The sequence below is a fragment of the Xanthomonas sp. 3307 genome (assembly GCF_014199735.1).
GTDB classification, from domain to species: Bacteria; Pseudomonadota; Gammaproteobacteria; order Xanthomonadales; family Xanthomonadaceae; genus Xanthomonas_A; species Xanthomonas_A rydalmerensis.
The window spans coordinates 1-16,451 of sequence record NZ_JACHOG010000016.1; the positions used below are offsets into that span (position 1 = coordinate 1).

12 protein-coding genes, 1 tRNA gene and 1 pseudogene are annotated in these 16,451 nt (G+C 64.9%); all 14 read left to right on the forward strand.

What is annotated here, in order from left to right:
* Positions 1-81 (forward strand): annotated as a pseudogene (locus GGR64_RS20530) (elongation factor Tu); the annotation flags it as partial.
* A gap of 165 nt (positions 82-246) precedes the next feature.
* Positions 247-322: transfer RNA gene (locus GGR64_RS20535), tRNA-Trp, on the forward strand.
* Positions 323-372: 50 nt separating this feature from the next.
* Positions 373-786 (forward strand): preprotein translocase subunit SecE, encoded by a 414-nt coding sequence (gene secE, locus GGR64_RS20540; RefSeq protein ID WP_160966996.1) that lies wholly within the window; start codon positions 373-375, stop codon positions 784-786.
* A 13-nt stretch (positions 787-799) separates the two neighbouring features.
* Positions 800-1,357 (forward strand): transcription termination/antitermination protein NusG, encoded by a 558-nt coding sequence (gene nusG, locus GGR64_RS20545; protein WP_145699991.1) that lies wholly within the window; start codon positions 800-802, stop codon positions 1,355-1,357.
* Positions 1,358-1,557: 200 nt separating this feature from the next.
* Entirely contained in the window at positions 1,558-1,986 is a 429-nt protein-coding gene (gene rplK, locus GGR64_RS20550) for a 50S ribosomal protein L11 (RefSeq protein WP_010341342.1), read from the forward strand.
* Between the two features lie 3 nt (positions 1,987-1,989).
* Positions 1,990-2,688 carry a 50S ribosomal protein L1 gene (gene rplA / locus GGR64_RS20555; RefSeq protein WP_160966997.1) on the forward strand — a complete coding sequence of 233 codons (699 nt, stop codon included), beginning with the start codon at positions 1,990-1,992 and terminating at the stop codon, positions 2,686-2,688.
* A gap of 484 nt (positions 2,689-3,172) precedes the next feature.
* Positions 3,173-3,715, forward strand: coding sequence for a 50S ribosomal protein L10 (gene rplJ, locus GGR64_RS20560; RefSeq protein WP_010341340.1), 543 nt, complete (start codon positions 3,173-3,175; stop codon positions 3,713-3,715).
* Positions 3,716-3,778: 63 nt separating this feature from the next.
* The gene (gene rplL / locus GGR64_RS20565) at positions 3,779-4,147 is read left to right on the forward strand and encodes a 50S ribosomal protein L7/L12 (protein ID WP_010341338.1); all 369 of its coding nucleotides are present in this window, start codon (positions 3,779-3,781) and stop codon (positions 4,145-4,147) included.
* Positions 4,148-4,443: 296 nt separating this feature from the next.
* Positions 4,444-8,595: a DNA-directed RNA polymerase subunit beta gene (gene rpoB / locus GGR64_RS20570; protein WP_160966999.1), complete on the forward strand. Its 4,152-nt coding sequence runs from the start codon at positions 4,444-4,446 to the stop codon at positions 8,593-8,595.
* A gap of 130 nt (positions 8,596-8,725) precedes the next feature.
* Complete coding sequence (gene rpoC / locus GGR64_RS20575; RefSeq protein ID WP_160967001.1) at positions 8,726-12,943, forward strand: DNA-directed RNA polymerase subunit beta'; 4,218 nt, start codon at positions 8,726-8,728, stop codon at positions 12,941-12,943.
* A 229-nt stretch (positions 12,944-13,172) separates the two neighbouring features.
* Positions 13,173-13,550, forward strand: coding sequence for a 30S ribosomal protein S12 (rpsL, locus tag GGR64_RS20580; RefSeq protein ID WP_160967003.1), 378 nt, complete (start codon positions 13,173-13,175; stop codon positions 13,548-13,550).
* 11 nt (positions 13,551-13,561) lie between these two features.
* A complete protein-coding gene (rpsG, locus tag GGR64_RS20585) occupies positions 13,562-14,029 on the forward strand; it encodes a 30S ribosomal protein S7 (RefSeq protein WP_048490049.1) in 468 nt (155 codons plus the stop codon).
* Positions 14,030-14,169: 140 nt separating this feature from the next.
* The gene (gene fusA, locus GGR64_RS20590; protein WP_160967005.1) at positions 14,170-16,260 is read left to right on the forward strand and encodes an elongation factor G; all 2,091 of its coding nucleotides are present in this window, start codon (positions 14,170-14,172) and stop codon (positions 16,258-16,260) included.
* A gap of 90 nt (positions 16,261-16,350) precedes the next feature.
* The coding region (locus tag GGR64_RS20595; RefSeq protein ID WP_031270842.1) for a GTP-binding protein at positions 16,351-16,451 on the forward strand (101 nt) is incomplete at its 3' end.

The window sequence follows — 16,451 nt, forward strand, 5'->3', positions numbered from 1 at the left end:
ATGGACGAAGGCCTGCGCTTCGCGATCCGCGAAGGTGGCCGTACCGTCGGCGCCGGCGTGGTGGCCAAGATCATCAAGTAATGCCCTCCGGCGGCCAAGGCCGCCGGGCTCGACGGCAGGACGGCGGCTGTAGCCGCCGGAATCCGACGAGGTGCAGGCGGCTCCGGTCGCCGGGTTCAGCGAAGGGCGGGCCGGAACCTTCGGTCCGCCTTCGCCGTCTCAGGGAAGTGCAGTCGTTCTTACTACACGCCAGTAGCTCAATTGGCAGAGCAGCGGTCTCCAAAACCGCAGGTTGGGGGTTCGAGTCCCTCCTGGCGTGCCAATCTGCCGCTCCCTATCCAGTGACCTCGGTCGCATAGCAGCAAGAGTCGGATGAACAGCAAGATCGAGCATTCCAAAGGCCCCGCCGCGTCTTCTGGCGGCGATATCGTCAAGTACGTCATCGCAGCGCTGCTGGTGATCGCGGGCCTGTTCGTCTGGTTCTGGTTCGGTGAGCCGAGCCGTGCGGCACAACTGGGGAGCTGGTCCGGTCCGCTGCGCGCACTGGCGGTGATCGCGGGTCTGGCTGCGGGCGCGGCGGTATTCCTGATGACCGCCAAGGGTCGCGAAGGCCGCGAGTTCCTGTCCGAGTCCCGTTTCGAACTGCGCAAAGTGGTGTGGCCGACCCGTCAGGAAGCCATTCGCACCACCTGGGTGGTGATCGTGGTGGTGATCATTCTGAGTCTGCTGCTGGGCGGGTTCGATTTCCTGATCCAGAAGCTGATGCAGTGGTTCGTGAGCCGTTGAGGAGAGTGCAGCAGTGAAGCGTTGGTATGTCGTTCACGCCTATTCAGGCTTCGAGAAGTCCGTGGCCCAAGCGCTGCGCGACCGTATTGTGCGTGACGAGATGCAGGAGCGCTTCGGCGACGTGCTGGTCCCCACCGAGGAAGTGATCGAGATGCGCTCCGGCCAGAAGCGCCGTTCCGAGCGCAAGTTCTTCCCGGGCTACGTGCTGGTGCAGATCGAGACCCACGAAGAGGGCGGCATTCCGCGCATCGACAACGAAAGCTGGCACCTGGTCAAGGAAACGCCGAAGGTGATGGGCTTCATCGGCGGCACCGCCGACCGTCCGTTGCCTATCCGCGACGAAGAGGCCGATGCGATCCTGCAGCGCGTTCAGGATGGCGTGGAGAAGCCGCGTCCGAAGGTGCTGTTCGAGCCGGGCCAGATGGTCCGGGTCACCGACGGTCCGTTCAACGACTTCAACGGCGTGGTCGAGGAAGTCAACTACGAGAAGAGCCGCCTGCGTGTTGCGGTGCTGATCTTCGGCCGTTCCACCCCGGTGGAACTGGAATTCGGCCAGGTCGAGAAGGCCTGAGTCCGCCCCGGCGCGGCTGCGCCGGGCGCCAAAATCTCTGCTATACTGCGCGGCTCCCTGTCCAGGCAAGCCGCCGGGCAGAACGGAAGCCGCCGCGAGGCGGCTTTCTGCGCACTTCAAAAACGTGATGGCGGGACACGTGATTTTCCCGTCGCGATGGGGAGCCTGCGGTTTAGGCGCTAGCACCCGGAGACACTAAAATGGCAAAGAAAGTCGTCGGTTACATCAAGCTGCAGGTGAAGGCCGGTCAGGCCAACCCCTCGCCGCCGGTCGGTCCTGCGCTGGGTCAGCGCGGCCTGAACATCATGGAGTTCTGCAAAGCGTTCAATGCCGCCACGCAGAAGCTGGAGCCGGGCCTGCCGACTCCGGTCATCATCACGGCCTACTCGGACCGTACCTTCACCTTCGTCACCAAGAGCACCCCGGCCAGCGTGCTGCTGAAGAAGGCCGCGGGCGTCAGCTCCGGCTCCAAGCGCCCGAACACCGAGAAGGTGGGCAAGGTGACCCGCAAGCAGCTCGAAGAGATCGCCAAGGCGAAGGAAGCCGACCTGACGGCGGCCGAGCTGGAAGCGGCGGTACGCACGATTGCGGGTTCTGCCCGCAGCATGGGCCTGACGGTGGAGGGTTAAGCAATGGCACAGACCAAGCGACAGAAAGCGATCCGTGCTGCGGTGCAGCCGGGCAAGGCGTATTCGATCGACGAAGCGCTGAAGATCGTCAAGACCACCAGCAAGGCCAAGTTCGTCGAAGCCGTCGACGTGGCCGTGCGCCTGGGCGTGGACGCGAAGAAGTCCGACCAGCAGGTGCGCGGTTCCACCGTGCTGCCGGCCGGTACCGGCAAGAGCGTGCGCGTGGCGGTGTTCGCCCCCGCCGGCGCCAAGGCCGATGAGGCGCTGGCCGCCGGTGCCGAAGCCGTCGGCATGGACGACCTGGCCGAGAAGATGCAGGGCGGCGACCTGAACTACGACGTGGTCATCGCCACCCCGGACGCGATGCGCGTCGTCGGCAAGCTGGGCACCCTGCTGGGCCCGCGCGGCCTGATGCCGAACCCCAAGGTCGGCACCGTGTCCGCCAACCCGGCCGAAGCGGTCAAGAACGCCAAGTCGGGCCAGGTGCGCTACCGCACCGACAAGGCCGGCATCATCCACTGCACCATCGGCAAGGCCAGCTTCGAAGACGACGCGCTGAAGAGCAACCTGCAGGCGCTGCTGCTGGACCTGGTCAAGGCCAAGCCGGCGACCTCGAAGGGCACCTACCTGCAGAAGATCTCGGTGAGCTCGACCATGGGTCCGGGCGTCACCGTCGATCAGGCGTCGCTGTCCCTGAAGTAATCGCAACACGGCGCCGCCCGCGAGGTGCGGCGCCGGTTTCACCCTTTTGAAGGCGTCGCCAGGGGCAACCCGACGCGAAGCCGTCAAAGACCGCAGGCGCGGTCTGCGCACACCGACGACGGGCACGGAAGCTCGCAATGGCAAGGAGTCGCCGTCGGTACAGCGGGATCGCTTAATCCAGTCCCCTCGGGGACGCGCCGGCGTAGATGGTGCCGCCTTTCTGGAGTTTTTCTGGTGCAGGCCAACCCGGGGTTCCGGGCGCGCTCACTCCAGGTCTGGAACGGCCACCAACTGGGATGCCATGCGGCATCCCCGGCATCCAGGAAGGAGGCCGCCCAGGACCGCAAGCGGCAGGAGCCGCGAGCGGAGTAAGTTTGAAGCAGGGATTCGGGATTCGGGATTGGGGATTGGCAAGAGCGGCGGTATCGCTCCTGACGCATCCCAGGTCGCGCATTTCAACTCCCGGCTTTAACGGAGGAGTGCAATGGCTCTCAATCTGTCCCAGAAGCAAGAAGTCGTCGCCGAACTGGCCGACGTCGCCGCGAAGGCCCACTCCTTGGTTGCTGCCGAGTACGCCGGCATCACGGTCTCGCAAATGACCGCGATGCGCAAGAAGGCGCGCGAAACCGGTGTGTACTTGCGTGTTGTCAAGAACACCCTGGCCGCGCGTGCCGTTGCCGGTACCGAATACGAGTGCGTCCAGGACGCGCTGGTCGGTCCGCTGCTGTATGCGTTCTCGACGGAAGAACCCGGCGCTGCCGGTCGTCTGATCAAGGAATTCGCCAAGGGTAACGACAAGCTGCAGGCCAAGGTCGTGTCGCTGGGTGGTCAGCTGTATCCGGCCGCTCATCTCGAGGTGTTGGCGTCGCTGCCGACCCGCGAGCAGGCGCTGGCCATGCTGGCACGCGTCCTGGCCGAGCCGGCGAGCATGTTCGCCCGTGCGGTCAAGGCTGTGGGCGACAAGCAGGGTGGCGGCGACGCCGCTCCCGCCGACGCCGAAGCGGAAGCCCCGGCCGAAACGGCTTAAGTTCGCGACACCTGAAACGGTTCACTAGAACCTCATCCAGAAAAAATTCCAAAGGTAATCACAATGTCCCTGTCTAACGAGCAGATCGTCGACGCAATCGCCGAAAAGACCCTCATGGAAGTGATGGAGCTGGTCAAGGCCATCGAAGACAAGTTCGGCGTCTCCGCCGCCGCCCCGGTCGCCGCTGCCGGTCCGGCCGTGGCCGCCGCGCCGGTCGAAGAGCAGACCGAGTTCAACGTCATCCTGATCGACGCCGGCGCCAAGAAGGTCGACGTCATCAAGGCCGTCCGCGCCATCACCGGCCTGGGCCTGAAGGAAGCCAAGGACCTCACCGAGGCCGGCGGCGTGCTGAAGGAAGCCGTGTCGAAGGAAGACGCCGACAAGTTCAAGAAGGACCTGGAAGCCGCTGGCGCGAAGGTCGAAGTCAAGTAAGCAGTCCCTTGCATCGCCAGCCGTTCAAGGCGATGCACTGAAGGCTGGGGGCGAAAGCCCCCGGCCTTTGGCCGTTGTTGCAATGCCGGGATTGGATATTCGGCATCGGAGATTCGAGAGGCGGTCGTCGACCCATCCCGAATCCCCTCATCCCCAATCTCGTTCTCATCGAGTTGGTAGTTGGAAGTAGCGGGAGAAGGCGTGCTGGTGCCGGCAATACCAGCGACTTCCAACTGACAATTTATGTTCACTCAGGGCCGCGGACGCGTGGCCCGCATCAGCCAAGGTGATACCTCATGACGTCTTATTCGTTCACCGAAAAGAAGCGTATCCGCAAGGACTTCGGCAAGCAGCGCTCGATCCTCGAAGTGCCGTTCCTGCTCGCCATCCAGGTGGATTCCTACCGCGAGTTCCTGCAGGAGAACACCGACCCGAACAAGCGTTCGGACCACGGCCTGCACGCGGCCCTGAAATCGGTGTTCCCGATCTCCAGCTACAGCGGCAACGCGGCGCTGGAGTACGTCGGCTACAAGCTCGGCGAACCGGTGTTCGACGAGCGTGAATGCCGCCAGCGCGGCATGAGCTACGGCGCGCCGCTGCGCGTGACCGTGCGCCTGGTGATCTACGATCGCGAGTCCTCGACCAAGGCGATCAAGTACGTCAAGGAGCAGGAGGTCTACCTCGGCGAAATCCCGCTGATGACCGACAACGGCACCTTCATCGTCAACGGCACCGAGCGCGTCATCGTCTCGCAGCTGCACCGCTCGCCGGGCGTGTTCTTCGACCACGACCGCGGCAAGACCCACAGCTCGGGCAAGCTGCTGTACAGCGCCCGCATCATTCCGTACCGCGGCTCCTGGCTGGACTTCGAGTTCGACCCGAAGGACGCGCTGTTCACCCGTATCGACCGCCGCCGCAAGCTGCCGGTGTCGATCCTGCTGCGCGCGCTCGGCTACTCGAACGAGGAGATGCTGTCCGAGTTCTTCGAGATCAACACCTTCCACATCGACCCGAAGGAAGGCGTGCAGCTGGAGCTGGTGCCCGAGCGCCTGCGCGGCGAGACCCTGAACTTCGACCTGGCCGACGGCGACAAGGTCATCGTCGAAGCCGGCAAGCGCATCACCGCGCGCCACGTCAAGCAGCTCGAGGCCTCCGGCATCGCCGCGCTGGCCGTGCCCGACGAGTACCTGGTCGGCCGCATCCTGTCGCACGACGTGGTCGATGCCTCGACCGGCGAACTGCTGGCCAGCGCCAACGACGAGATCAGCGAAGATCAGCTGACCGCGTTCCGCAAGGCCGGCGTCGACGCCGTGGGCACGCTGTGGGTCAACGACCTGGATCGCGGTCCGTACCTGTCCAACACCCTGCGCATCGATCCGACCAAGACCCAGCTCGAGGCGCTGGTCGAGATCTACCGCATGATGCGTCCGGGCGAGCCGCCGACCAAGGACGCCGCGCAGAACCTGTTCCACAACCTGTTCTTCACCTTCGAGCGCTACGACCTGTCCACGGTCGGCCGCATGAAGTTCAACCGCCGTGTCGGCCGCAAGGAAGTCACCGGCGAGTCGGTGCTGTACGACAAGAAGTACTTCGGCGAGCGCAACGACGAGGAGTCCAAGCGCCTGGTCGCCGAGCACGCCGACAGCTCCGACATCCTGGACGTGATCAAGGTCCTGACCGAGATCCGCAACGGCCGCGGCGTGGTCGACGACATCGACCACCTGGGCAACCGTCGCGTGCGTTCGGTCGGCGAAATGGCCGAGAACGTGTTCCGCGTGGGCCTGGTCCGCGTCGAGCGCGCGGTCAAGGAGCGCCTGTCGATGGCCGAGTCCGAAGGTCTGACCCCGCAGGAACTGATCAACGCCAAGCCGGTGGCCGCCGCGATCAAGGAGTTCTTCGGCTCCTCGCAGCTGTCGCAGTTCATGGACCAGAACAACCCGCTGTCGGAAGTGACGCACAAGCGTCGCGTCTCCGCGCTGGGTCCGGGCGGTCTGACCCGCGAGCGCGCCGGCTTCGAAGTGCGCGACGTGCATCCGACCCACTACGGCCGCGTCTGCACCATCGAAACCCCGGAAGGCCCGAACATCGGCCTGATCAACTCGCTGGCGGTGTATGCACGCACCAATCAGTACGGCTTCCTGGAGACGCCGTACCGTAAGGTCGTGGACGGCCAGATCACCGACGAAGTCGAATACCTGTCGGCGATCGAAGAGAACGAGTACGTCATCGCGCAGGCCAACGCGCTGCACGACGCCAAGAGCCGCCTGACCGAGCAGTTCGTGCCGTGCCGTTACCAGGGCGAGTCGCTGCTGAAGCCGCCGGCGGAAGTGCACTTCATGGACGTGTCGCCGATGCAGACCGTGTCGATCGCGGCCGCGCTGGTGCCGTTCCTGGAGCACGATGACGCCAACCGCGCGCTGATGGGCGCGAACATGCAGCGCCAGGCCGTGCCGACGCTGCGTGCGCAGAAGCCGCTGGTCGGCACCGGCATCGAGCGTGCGGTGGCGCGCGACTCGGGCGTGACCGTGAACGCCCGCCGTGGCGGCGTGATCGAGCAGATCGACGCCGGCCGCATCGTGGTCAAGGTCAACGAGGCCGAGATCGGCGGCGGCACCGACGCCGGCGTCGACATCTACAACCTGATCAAGTACACCCGCTCCAACCAGAACACCTGCATCAACCAGCGTCCGCTGGTGAACGTGGGCGACGTGATCGCGCGCGGCGACGTGCTGGCCGACGGTCCCTCGACCGACATCGGCGAGCTGGCCCTGGGCCAGAACATGCTGATCGCGTTCATGCCGTGGAACGGCTACAACTTCGAAGACTCCATCCTGCTCTCCGAGCGCGTGGTGGAAGAGGATCGCTACACCACGATCCACATCGAAGAGCTGACCTGCGTGGCGCGCGACACCAAGCTGGGGCCGGAGGAAATCTCCGCCGACATCCCCAACGTGTCCGAGCAGGCGCTGAACCGTCTGGACGAGAGCGGCGTGGTGTACATCGGTGCGGAAGTGCGCGCCGGCGACATCATGGTCGGCAAGGTCACGCCGAAGGGCGAGAGCCAGCTGACCCCGGAAGAGAAGCTGCTGCGCGCGATCTTCGGCGAGAAGGCCTCGGACGTGAAGGACAGCTCGCTGCGCGTGCCGCCGGGCATGGACGGCACCGTCATCGACGTGCAGGTGTTCACCCGCGACGGCATCGAGAAGGACAAGCGCGCCCGCCAGATCGAGGAAAACGAGATCAAGCGGGTCAAGAAGGACTTCGACGACCAGTTCCGTATCCTGGAAAGCGCGATCTATGCGCGTCTGCGTGGCCAGCTGATCGGCAAGGTCGCCAACGGCGGTCCGAACCTGAAGAAGGGCGACACCATCAGCGACGCCTACCTGGACGGCCTGAAGAAGTCCGACTGGTTCGCGCTGCGCATGAAGGACGAGGACGCCTCCGAGGCGATCGAACGCGCGCAGAAGCAGATCCAGGCGCACGAGAAGGAGTTCGAGCGTCGCTTCGCCGACAAGCGCGGCAAGATCACCGCTGGCGACGACCTCGCCCCGGGCGTGCTGAAGATGGTCAAGGTGTTCCTGGCGGTCAAGCGCCGCATCCAGCCCGGCGACAAGATGGCAGGTCGCCACGGCAACAAGGGTGTCGTGTCGATGATCCAGCCGATCGAGGACATGCCGTACATGGCCAACGGCGAGACCGTGGACATCGTGCTGAACCCGCTGGGCGTGCCGTCGCGTATGAACATCGGTCAGGTGCTGGAAGTGCACCTGGGCTGGGCCGCCAAGGGCCTGGGTCGCAAGATCCAGAACATGCTCGAGGCTCAGACCAAGGTCGCCGACCTGCGCAAGTTCCTGGCGCAGATCTACAACCACGACCAGAAGCTGGGCGAGGACCGCGTGGACCTGGACCAGTTCAGCGACGCGGAGCTGCTGTCGTTGTCGAAGAACCTGACCGACGGCGTGCCGATGGCCACCCCGGTGTTCGACGGTGCGACCGAGGCCGAGATCAAGCACATGCTCGAACTCGCCGACCTGCCGATCAGCGGCCAGACCCAGCTGTACGACGGCCGCACCGGCGAGGCGTTCGATCGCCACACCACGGTCGGCTACATGCACATGCTGAAGCTGAACCACCTGGTCGACGACAAGATGCACGCGCGCTCCACCGGCCCGTACTCGCTGGTCACCCAGCAGCCGCTGGGCGGCAAGGCGCAGTTCGGCGGCCAGCGCTTCGGCGAAATGGAAGTCTGGGCGCTGGAAGCCTACGGCGCGGCCTACACCCTGCAGGAAATGCTGACGGTGAAGTCCGACGACGTGCAGGGTCGTAACCAGATGTACAAGAACATCGTCGACGGTGAGCACGAGATGGTCGCCGGCATGCCGGAGTCCTTCAACGTGCTGGTGAAGGAAATCCGCTCGCTGGCGATCAACATGGAACTGGAAGACTGAGGGCAGGGAATGAGGAGTCGGGACTAGGAAACCGCCCGGGCGTGTGCCGACAGGCCGCCCGCGTTTCCTGTCCCGACTCTCCGCTTCCAACGATTCCCTATTCGCTATTCCCGATTCCCGGAGAAATCAAATGAAAGACCTGCTCAACCTCTTCAACCAGCAGCGCCAGACGCTGGACTTCGACGCGATCAAGATCGCGCTGGCCTCGCCGGATCTGATCCGTTCGTGGTCCTTCGGCGAAGTGAAGAAGCCGGAAACCATCAACTACCGGACCTTCAAGCCCGAGCGCGACGGCCTGTTCTGCGCCGCCATCTTCGGCCCGATCAAGGACTACGAGTGCCTGTGCGGCAAGTACAAGCGCATGAAGCACCGTGGCGTGGTCTGCGAGAAGTGCGGCACCGAAGTGACCCTGGCCAAGGTGCGTCGCGAGCGCATGGGCCACATCGACCTGGCTTCGCCGGTCGCGCACATCTGGTTCCTGAAGTCGCTGCCGTCGCGCATCGGCCTGATGCTGGACATGACCCTGCGCGACATCGAGCGCGTGCTGTACTTCGAAGCCTACGTGGTGACCGAGCCGGGCCTGACCGCCCTGGAGCGCCGCCAGCTGCTGACCGAAGAGCAGTACCTGACCGCGCGCCAGGAGCACGGCGACGACTTCGACGCCGCCATGGGCGCCGAGGCGGTGTACGAACTGCTGCGCACCATCGACCTGCAGTCGGAAATGACCCGCCTGCGCGAAGAGATCGCCAGCACCGGTTCGGAAACCAAGCTCAAGCGCCTGACCAAGCGCATCAAGCTGATCGAGGCCTTCATCGAGTCCGGCAACCGTCCGGAGTGGATGGTGATGACCGTGCTGCCGGTGCTGCCGCCGGATCTGCGTCCGCTGGTGCCGCTGGACGGCGGCCGCTTCGCGACCTCCGATCTGAACGACCTGTACCGCCGCGTCATCAACCGCAACAACCGCCTGCGCCGCCTGCTCGAGCTGAACGCGCCGGACATCATCGTGCGCAACGAAAAGCGCATGCTGCAGGAATCGGTCGATGCGCTGCTGGACAACGGCCGCCGCGGCCGAGCCATCACCGGCACCAACAAGCGTCCGCTGAAGTCGCTGGCCGACATGATCAAGGGCAAGCAGGGCCGGTTCCGTCAGAACCTGCTCGGCAAGCGCGTGGACTACTCCGGCCGTTCGGTGATCGTGGTCGGCCCGACCCTGCGTCTGCACGAGTGCGGCCTGCCGAAGAAGATGGCGCTGGAGCTGTTCAAGCCGTTCGTGTTCGCCAAGCTGCAGCGTCGCGGCCTGGCCACCACCATCAAGGCCGCCAAGAAGCTGGTCGAGCGCGAAGAAGCCGAAGTCTGGGACATCCTGGAAGAGGTGATCCGCGAGCACCCGGTGCTGCTGAACCGTGCGCCGACCCTGCACCGTCTGGGCATCCAGGCGTTCGAGCCTGTGCTGATCGAAGGCAAGGCGATTCAGCTGCACCCGCTGGTCTGCACCGCGTTCAACGCCGACTTCGACGGTGACCAGATGGCCGTGCACGTGCCGCTGTCGCTGGAAGCGCAGCTGGAAGCGCGCGCGCTGATGATGTCCACCAACAACATCCTGTCGCCGGCCAACGGCGAGCCGATCATCGTGCCGTCGCAGGACGTGGTGCTGGGCCTGTACTACATGAGCCGCGCCCTGGAGAACAAGAAGGGCGAGGGCATGGTGTTCGCCAACATCGCCGAAGTGAAGCGCGCCTACGACAACCGTGCGGTCGAACTGCACGCCAAGGTCAAGGTCCGCATCACCGAGACGGTGATCGACGAAGAAGGCAATCGCAGCAAGAAGACCTCGATCGTGGACACCACGATCGGGCGCGCGCTGCTGGCCGAGATCCTGCCGGAAGGCCTGCCGTTCGCGCTGGCCAACACCGAGCTGACCAAGAAGAACATCAGCCGCCTGATCAACTCCAGCTACCGTCAGCTGGGTCTGAAGGACAGCGTCGTGTTCGCCGACAAGCTGATGTACACCGGCTTCGCCTACGCGACCCGCGCCGGCGTATCGATCGGCATCGACGACATGCTGATCCCGTCGGAGAAGAAGGGCATCCTCGGCGAAGCCGAGCAGGAAGTGCTGGAAATCCAGGAGCAGTACCAGTCCGGTCTGGTCACCGCCGGCGAGCGCTACAACAAGGTCGTGGACATCTGGTCGCGCACCAACGAGCGCATCGCCAAGGCGATGATGGACACCATCGGCACCGAGAAGGTGGTCAACGCCAAGGGCGAGACCATCGACCAGAAGTCGATGAACTCGCTGTACATCATGGCCGACTCCGGCGCGCGTGGTTCGCAGGCGCAGATCCGTCAGCTGGCCGGCATGCGCGGCCTGATGGCCCGCCCGGACGGCTCGATCATCGAGACGCCGATCAAGGCGAACTTCCGCGAAGGCCTGAACGTGCAGGAGTACTTCAACTCCACCCATGGTGCCCGTAAGGGTCTGGCCGATACCGCGCTGAAGACCGCCAACTCCGGTTACCTGACCCGTCGCCTGGTCGACGTGGCGCAGGACGTGGTGATCACCGAGCCGGATTGCGGCACCACCGACGGCCTGACCATGACCCCGATCGTGGAAGGCGGCGACGTGGTCGAGCCGTTGCGCGACCGCGTGCTCGGCCGCGTGGTGGCCGAGGACGTGTTCCTGCCGGGCAACGACGAGGATCCGATCGTCACCCGCAATACCCTGCTCGACGAGCAGTGGGTGGCCAAGCTGGAAGAGGCCGGCGTGCAGTCGGTCAAGGTCCGCTCGACCATCACCTGCGAATCGGCGTTCGGCGTGTGCGCACGCTGCTACGGCCGCGACCTGGCCCGTGGCCACCTGGTCAACATCGGCGAAGCGGTGGGCGTCATCGCCGCGCAGTCGATCGGCGAGCCGGGTACCCAGCTGACCATGCGTACCTTCCACATCGGCGGCGCGGCTTCGCGTGCGGCGGCGGTGGACAACATCACGGTCAAGACCACCGGTTCGATCAAGTTCAACAACCTCAAGTCGGTCGAGCACGCCAACGGTTCGCTGGTGGCGGTGTCGCGTTCGGGCGAACTGTCGGTGCTCGACGGCCACGGCCGCGAGCGCGAGCGCTACAAGCTGCCGTACGGCGCCACCATCACCGCCAAGGACGGCGATGCCGTCAAGGCTGGCCAGTCGGTGGCGAACTGGGATCCGCATAACCACCCAATCGTGTCGGAAGTGGCCGGTTTCATCCGCTTCATCGACTTCATCGATGGCGTCACCGTCATCGAGAAGACCGACGAGCTGACCGGCCTGGCCTCGCGCGAAATCACCGATCCGAAGCGTCGCGGCACCCAGGCCAAGGACCTGCGCCCGATCGTGCGCATCGTCGACGCCAAGGGCAACGACCTGACCATCCCGGGCACCGATCTGCCGGCGCAGTACCTGCTGCCGCCGCGCTCGATCGTCAACCTGCAGGATGGCGCCGCGGTCGGCGTCGGCGACGTGGTCGCGAAGATCCCGCAGGAAGCGTCCAAGACCCGCGATATCACCGGTGGTCTGCCGCGCGTGGCGGATCTATTCGAAGCGCGCAAGCCGAAGGATCCGGCGATCCTGGCCGAGCGCTCGGGCATCATCAGCTTCGGCAAGGACACCAAGGGCAAGCAGCGCCTGATCATCAAGGACACCGATGGGTCGGAGCACGAAGAGCTGATCCCGAAGTACCGCCAGATCATCGTGTTCGAAGGCGAGCACGTGGCCAAGGGCGAAACCGTGGTGGACGGCGAGCCGAGCCCGCAGGACATCCTGCGTCTGCTGGGCGTCGAGCCGCTGGCCGCGTACCTGGTCAAGGAAATCCAGGACGTGTACCGCCTGCAGGGCGTGAAGATCAACGACAAGCACATCGAGGTCATCACCCGGCAGATGCTGCGCAAGGTCGAGATCACCGACCAGGGCAACAGCAAGTTCCTCAATGGCGAGCAGGCCGAGCGCCAGCGCGTCATCGAGGAGAACGCCCGCCTGGCGGCCCGCAACGAACTGCCGGCCAAGTACGACCCGGTGCTGCTGGGCATCACCAAGGCCTCGCTGGCGACCGAGTCGTTCATCTCGGCCGCGTCGTTCCAGGAGACCACCCGCGTGCTCACCGAGGCGGCGGTCCGCGGCACCAGCGACACGCTGCGCGGTCTGAAGGAAAACGTGATCGTGGGCCGTCTGATCCCGGCCGGTACCGGCCTGGCGTACCACAGCCTGCGCCGTCGCAATGCCAGCGGCCTGACCGAGTCGGAAATGCAGACCCTGTCCGGCGGCAGCGCCGAGCCGGCGGTCGAAGCTCCCGCGCCGACGGCTGCCGGCAGCGAAGAGTAAGCAGCAAGCCGGACCGGTCCCGTCCGCGGGACCGTCGTTCCAAGTGAAAGGGGGCGCAGCGGACGCGCCCCGTTTTCCGGCCCCGGATGGGCCAGCAAGTAAAAATTCCGTTGTGTTGACGGCGCTTTGACTTGCCCGCTATACTTTCCTGTCTCGGCAGGCCGTCCTTCGGCCTGCCTTCGTTTTCACGCATCCAGGCCCGACGGCCTCAATCAGAAGAATCTACCTGATGGCGACGATCAACCAGCTGGTCCGCAAGCCGCGGCAGGCGACCACCTACAAGAGCGCCTCTCCGGCGCTGGACAAGTGCCCGCAGCGCCGTGGCGTCTGCACGCGCGTGTACACCACCACCCCGAAGAAGCCGAACTCGGCCCTGCGTAAGGTCGCCAAGGTGCGCCTGACCAACCAGGAAGAGGTCATCAGCTACATCGGCGGCGAAGGCCACAACCTGCAGGAGCACTCCGTGGTCCTGATCCGCGGCGGTCGCGTCAAGGATCTGCCGGGCGTGCGCTACCACACCGTGCGCGGTTCGCTCGATGCCGCCGGCGTCGCCAAGCGTCGCCAGGGTCGTTCCAAGTACGGCGCCAAGCGTCCGAAGAAGAGCTAAGGGAAGCACACATGTCACGTAAAGGTAATACGCCGCAGCGCGCCGTTCTCCCGGATCCCAAGCACGGGAGCGAAACCATCGCCCGCTTCATCAATATGGTGATGCTGAGCGGCAAGAAGTCGGTCGCCGAAAAGATCGTGTACGGCGCGATGGACGTCATCGGCGAGAAGAACCCCAATGCGGTCGAGCTGGTGCAGAAGGCGCTGGACAACGTCGCTCCGGCGGTCGAAGTCAAGTCGCGCCGCGTCGGCGGTGCCACCTACCAGGTGCCGGTCGAGGTGCGTTCCTCCCGTCGCATGGCGCTGGCGATGCGCTGGCTGATCGACTCGGCGCGCAAGCGCGGCGAGAACTCGATGCCGCGCAAGCTGGCGGCCGAGCTGGTCGACGCCTCGGAAAACCGTGGTGGCGCCATCAAGAAGCGTGAAGAGACTCACCGCATGGCGGAAGCGAACAAGGCGTTCGCGCACTACCGCTGGTGACCTTCCGGGCCTTGGAAACGGGGCCCGTCAGCACTATCTAGAAGTGCTGCTAGCTGCGCCGTCGCGCGCGGCACAAATCCGAAGGCCGCCGCAAGGCGGCGTTCGGCCATCCGAAATCCAAGAAATTTGAGAGGCTCCCTGTGGCCCGTACCACTCCCATCGAGCGTTACCGCAACTTCGGCATCATGGCCCACATCGATGCCGGCAAGACCACCACCTCCGAACGCATCCTGTTCTACACCGGCGTCAGCCACAAGATCGGCGAGGTGCATGACGGTGCCGCGACGATGGACTGGATGGAGCAGGAGCAGGAGCGTGGCATCACCATCACCTCCGCGGCCACCACGGCGTTCTGGAGCGGCATGGACAAGTCGCTGCCGCAGCACCGCTTCAACATCATCGATACCCCCGGGCACGTCGACTTCACCATCGAAGTCGAGCGTTCGCTGCGCGTGCTCGATGGCGCGGTGTTCGTGCTGTGTGCGGTCGGTGGCGTGCAGCCGCAGTCCGAGACCGTGTGGCGCCAGGCCAACAAGTACGCGGTGCCGCGGCTTGCCTTCGTCAACAAGATGGACCGCACCGGCGCCAACTTCGACAAGGTGGTCGAGCAGCTGAAGTCGCGCCTGGGTGCGTACCCGGTGCCGATGCAGGTGCCGATCGGCGCCGAAGACGGCTTCGAGGGCGTGGTCGACCTGATCAAGATGAAGGCGGTCCATTGGGATACCGCTTCGCAGGGCACCGTGTTCGAGTACCGTGAGATCCCCGCGCACCTGGCCGACAAGGCCACCGAAGCGCGTGCGTTCATGGTCGAGGCCGCCGCCGAAGCCAACGAAGACCTGATGGACAAGTACCTCAACGAGGGCGACCTGTCCGAGGCCGAGATCGTCAATGGCCTGCGCGAGCGCACCCTGAAGGTGGAAGTGGTGCCGGTGTACTGCGGTACCGCGTTCAAGAACAAGGGCGTGCAGGCGATGCTCGACGGCGTGATCCAGCTGCTGCCGTCGCCCAGCGATCGTCCGCCGGTCAAGGGCATCGACGAGGACGACAAGGAAGACAGCCGCCCGGCCACCGACACCGCGCCGTTCTCGGCGCTGGCGTTCAAGATCATGACCGACCCGTTCGTCGGCTCGCTGACCTTCTTCCGCGTCTACTCCGGCACGCTGAACTCCGGCGACCAGGTGTACAACCCGGTCAAGTCGAAGAAGGAGCGCGTGGGTCGCATCCTGCAGATGCACTCCAACAACCGCGAAGAGATCAAGGAAGTGCGCGCGGGCGACATCGCCGCGGCGGTGGGCCTGAAGGACGTCACCACCGGCGACACGCTGTGCGCGCAGGACAACATCATCATCCTGGAGCGCATGGTGTTCCCGGAGCCGGTGATCTCGATGGCGGTCGAGCCGAAGACCAAGTCGGACCAGGAAAAGATGGGCATCGCGCTGAGCCGTCTGGCGCAGGAAGATCCCTCGTTCCGCGTCAACACCGACGAGGAATCCGGCCAGACCATCATCCGCGGCATGGGCGAGTTGCACCTGGAAATCATGGTCGACCGCATGAAGCGCGAGTTCAACGTCGAAGCCAACGTCGGCAAGCCGCAGGTGGCCTACCGCGAGACCATCCGCAAGGCGGTCAAGCAGGAAGGCAAGTTCGTGCGTCAGTCCGGCGGTAAGGGCCAGTACGGTCATGTCGTGCTCGAGATCGAGCCGCAGGAGCGTGGCCTGGGCTACACCTTCGAGAACGCGATCGTCGGCGGCGTGGTGCCGAAGGAATACATCCCGGCGGTGGACAAGGGCATCCAGGAAGCGGTGGCCAACGGCGTGATGGCCGGCTACCCGATCGTGGACGTCAAGGTGCGCCTGATCGACGGTTCGTACCATGACGTCGACTCCTCGGAAATGGCGTTCAAGATCGCCGGTTCGATGGGCTTCAAGGAAGGCTTCAACAAGGCCAACCCGGTGCTGCTGGAGCCGATCATGAAGGTCGAGGTGGTGACGCCGGAAGACTACCTGGGCGATGTGATGGGCGACGTCAGCCGTCGTCGCGGCATCCTGCAGGGCCAGGACGACAGCCCGTCGGGCAAGGTGATCAACGCGATGGTGCCGCTGGGCGAAATGTTCGGCTACGCCACCACGCTGCGCTCGATGTCGCAGGGTCGCGCCACGTTCTCGATGGAGTTCGACCACTACGCTGAAGCGCCGGCCAACATCGCCGAAGCGGTCATCAAGAAGAGCTGAGATTAGAGCGACGGGATGCGTGCGGCGGACCAGGTCCGCGCCGCATCCCGCTCTCTGTTCCCCCAATACGAATCACGAGGTAGAGAAGACATGGCAAAGGGTAAGTTCGAGCGCACCAAGCCGCACGTCAACGTCGGCACCATCGGTCACGTCGACCACGGCAAGACCACGCTGACCGCGGCGCTGACCAA

Bases quoted from the DNA above. Each gene is read 5' to 3' on its own strand.
- secE (WP_160966996.1), top strand. From the start codon at position 373: ATGAACAGCAAGATCGAGCATTCCAAAGGCCCCGCCGCGTCTTCTGGC.
- rplK (WP_010341342.1), top strand. From the start codon at position 1,558: ATGGCAAAGAAAGTCGTCGGTTACATCAAGCTGCAGGTGAAGGCCGGT.
- rplA (WP_160966997.1), top strand. From the start codon at position 1,990: ATGGCACAGACCAAGCGACAGAAAGCGATCCGTGCTGCGGTGCAGCCG.
- rplJ (WP_010341340.1), top strand. From the start codon at position 3,173: ATGGCTCTCAATCTGTCCCAGAAGCAAGAAGTCGTCGCCGAACTGGCC.
- rplL (WP_010341338.1), top strand. From the start codon at position 3,779: ATGTCCCTGTCTAACGAGCAGATCGTCGACGCAATCGCCGAAAAGACC.
- rpoB (WP_160966999.1), top strand. From the start codon at position 4,444: ATGACGTCTTATTCGTTCACCGAAAAGAAGCGTATCCGCAAGGACTTC.
- rpoC (WP_160967001.1), top strand. From the start codon at position 8,726: ATGAAAGACCTGCTCAACCTCTTCAACCAGCAGCGCCAGACGCTGGAC.
- rpsL (WP_160967003.1), top strand. From the start codon at position 13,173: ATGGCGACGATCAACCAGCTGGTCCGCAAGCCGCGGCAGGCGACCACC.
- rpsG (WP_048490049.1), top strand. From the start codon at position 13,562: ATGTCACGTAAAGGTAATACGCCGCAGCGCGCCGTTCTCCCGGATCCC.